Origin of the sequence: Mesorhizobium sp. M7A.F.Ca.MR.362.00.0.0 (assembly GCF_004023175.1) — a bacterium.
Taxonomy (GTDB): Bacteria; Pseudomonadota; Alphaproteobacteria; order Rhizobiales; family Rhizobiaceae; genus Mesorhizobium.
In genome coordinates this window covers 756-3891 of sequence record NZ_RZTF01000512.1, presented here as the reverse complement: position 1 = coordinate 3891, position 3136 = coordinate 756, and the positions used below count along the sequence as shown (strand labels likewise).

Here is a 3136-nt window from a genome sequence, read left to right as displayed (position 1 = left end):
GTCTCGCCTGGACTTCTGATCATGGGCAAGTTGATGAGCTGGGCGCGCGGGCGCGATTTCAATTATTTCGACCTGTCGGTAGGCAACCAGAGTTATAAGGAGCATATGGGTGCCTTGGGTTCGGGTCTGCGCGAGCTTTGCCACGGGATCACGGTGCGAGGCAGCGCCGTGAGCGCAGCCATCGAGATCCGCAACCGGGCCGAGGTGTTCGTGCGCTCCAAACCTCGGCTGCTGAAGAGGCTCCAGGGACTGATGCGGGGTTTGCGGCGCCTGCGCGGGGGATCAGAATGACGGGAGAAGCATGTGGCAAGCTACGCGGCGGGAACGACTCCGATAAAGGATTTGCCCGGTGGGCCGGTTTCCCCGACTGTCGCCAACGTTGATGCAACCGCGCACTTCACGGCTCGGCTGCACACCAGCTTCGACACCGTAAGGCTGCTATGGCTGCTCCTTGAAGCTCACGGTGTCTGCACTGCCCACCAGCATTATGCCTGGGTCGAAGGGATCGCCGCACGGCTGATGCCCAAAGACGCGGATCTGGTCCTCGTCGAGGTGAGTGACGCAGTGACTGGCGCGCCGGCCATGCTGTTGCCGCTGATGCGGCGCCGGGCCTTCGGCCACCACGTGATCGAATGGCTGAGCTGTCGCGTGTGCGACTACTCAGTGCCGCTGCTGGCGGATGGGATAGAGTGGACCAGGCAGAGTGCCGACGCCATGTGGGCGGCGGTCCGTGCCGTGCTGCCACCGGCGGATCGCATCCATATCGCGGGAATTCCGCAGCAGGTCCACGGCGTGGCCAATCCGCTGGCACTGCTTTCGGTGGCGCGCGACTCCATCCAGGTCAGCTCCGGCCTCGTCCTGCATGGCGATCCGGAGACGCTCATCAAGCGGATCTGCAAGCCGTCCTTCGCCAAGGCCTTCCGCAAGCATTGTCGCGGCTTCGAACAGCTTGGTGGCCTCGCTCTGATCGAGGCCGACACGCCTGATCTGGCCGAGGAGCTCCTGGATGCTCTGTTGGAACTGCGGCTCAAGCGTTTCCGTGAGCTCGGGCGTTTCGACCTCCTGACGCAGGCGTCGGTCGTCGATTTTTACCGCGCCGCGGCGCTGCAAGGCCTGTCCAATGGATCGGTGCGGCTCTTCGGACTGCGCGTCGGTGAAGCCTGGCTCGCCTCCATCTATGTGCTGGCTAGAAAAGGCACACTTCACGCCCTCCTGCTCGGCATCGACCAGAATGCGGTCGCCAATGTCTCACCCGGCTTGACGACAATGGGTAAGCTGATGATGTGGGGATGCGAGCGGGGCTTCGACTATTTCGACCTGTCGGTCGGCGGCCAGGGCTACAAGCAACATATCGGCGCCTCGAGCTCGGTTCTGGCCGAGATCTGTGAACCGGTGACGGTGCGGGGCAGGGCTGCGAACGCAGCCATTTTGCTGCGCAGCCGGGTCGAAGGCATGACGCGGTCGCGTCCCCGGCTGCTCAAGGCCGTCCAGGGCCTGACGCGCCGCTTGCGGCGATTGAAGGACTGAGGACGAGCGTTTGCCGGTCCTGCGATGCAGAGTACCAAGGCCGGCAGGCAAGCTTGTTGACAGGGTCGGTTAACTCTATATCTGAAAGCGCGGCTTGACGTTCAGAAATGAGTGTCACGGGCGGATTTTTTTAAGTTGGCGTTTTCGGCAGATCATCTCGATGAATGCAAGTTTAGGAGATGGGATTCGTTCCATCCTCATTATCCAAACGAAGTACATTGGAGATGTCGTTCTGACATCTGCTTTGGTTCGCAATCTACGTCTTTCTTATCCACAAGCATCGGTGACCATGCTTTGTGCGCCGGGTCTCAAGGAGTTCATCGTCGCGCAAGGGATCGCCGATGTTGCCGTTGGCTTTGAATCCCGTGGCAGAGGAAGGACTCTGCGCAAGCGTTTGAGCGACTATCGTGGCGTCATCTCTGATCTGCGGCGTCGAAGATTTGATCTTAGCATCGACCTTACCGATTCAAAAACCTCGCGGATCATGCATCGTTTGATCGGCGCTCCACTTCGCGTCGGCTTCGATCCTTCCGAGCATCCGATGAAGTTCTGGGAAATCCAGCTTGCAAACGTTCTCGCCGCGACCTTCGGACATGGCGGACCGCATTATCTCTACAGGAACCTGTCTCCACTCTGCGCCCTTGGGCTGGATTGTGAGGATCCAACACCTCGGCTGCAGCCGACCAGTACTGCCCAGGAAGAGTGTGCCAGGCTTCTTGCGGAAAACGCTTTGGCGAAGAAGTCGTACGTGGCCGTGCATGCCGGCGCGAGGTTCGAAGGACGTTGTTGGCCGCCGCAACATTTTGCTGCGGTCATCGACGAAGTATACGCCAAAACCGGGCTGCGATCCCTCCTTGTTGGCGGGCCGGATGAAGGGCTTGCCGCGCAAAGGATCCTTGAAGTGGCAGCATCGCCGGTCGCAAGTGTCGTCGGAAAAGCCTCGCTTGAGGTCCTGACGGCATTGTTGGCCGAAGCGTCGATCTTTCTTGGCAATGAGAGCGGCCCGATGCACATCGCGGCCTCTGTCGGAACTCCAGCGGTGGGGCTGTACGGTCTGACGTCGCCAGAGCAATGGGGCCCGTTCGGTGTTCCCAACCGGACGCTCCAGCCGCCCATGCCTTGCCCATGCATCGCTCCAGGTGTGTGTAAAGAAAACAACGCCGGTGGGGTCTATTGCGTCCAGCGGCTCCAGGTTGCCGATGTTGCGGCGGCGACACTCGATCTCATCGGCACGGAAGTTCAAAAATCTGCTCATTCGGGCATGCCGGCCGCGTAGCAGGGCGGCAGCGACGGGCGATTGTCGCGCTTCACGTCTTGATTCAGGCCAAAGCCCAAACATCTTCAAAAGATTGGTAAATTTGACCGGGCCGCATCCTGCGCTGTCCGCGAAATTGACAGGACGGCGCGTCTCCGCCATCCTTGACCCCAGTCGTCAGGCTGCCGGCAGCGGCCGCGTTGTGTGTCTGGGGCGACCGAGGGCAGTGTCATGTTCAGTCCCGTCACAGGTCAGAATTCCAAGCGCGCCGCGGTGCGCAAGGCGCTCGATCGTCACAAGGTCTACATCACCGCGCAGCGTTTTTCGGCAGGCAGCTACCAGGCCCGGGCTCTG

General features: G+C 60.8%; 2 protein-coding genes and 1 pseudogene. All 3 read left to right on the top strand.

What is annotated here, in order from left to right; translation table 11 throughout:
- Positions 1-291, top strand: a pseudogene (locus EOC06_RS34190) (GNAT family N-acetyltransferase); the annotation flags it as partial.
- Positions 292-303: 12 nt separating this feature from the next.
- Positions 304-1527: a GNAT family N-acetyltransferase gene (locus tag EOC06_RS34185; protein ID WP_128309884.1), complete on the top strand. Its 1224-nt coding sequence runs from the start codon at positions 304-306 to the stop codon at positions 1525-1527.
- A 94-nt stretch (positions 1528-1621) separates the two neighbouring features.
- A complete protein-coding gene (locus EOC06_RS34180; RefSeq protein WP_306462374.1) occupies positions 1622-2803 on the top strand; it encodes a glycosyltransferase family 9 protein in 1182 nt (393 codons plus the stop codon).
- The last annotated feature ends 333 nt before the right edge of the window (positions 2804-3136 follow it).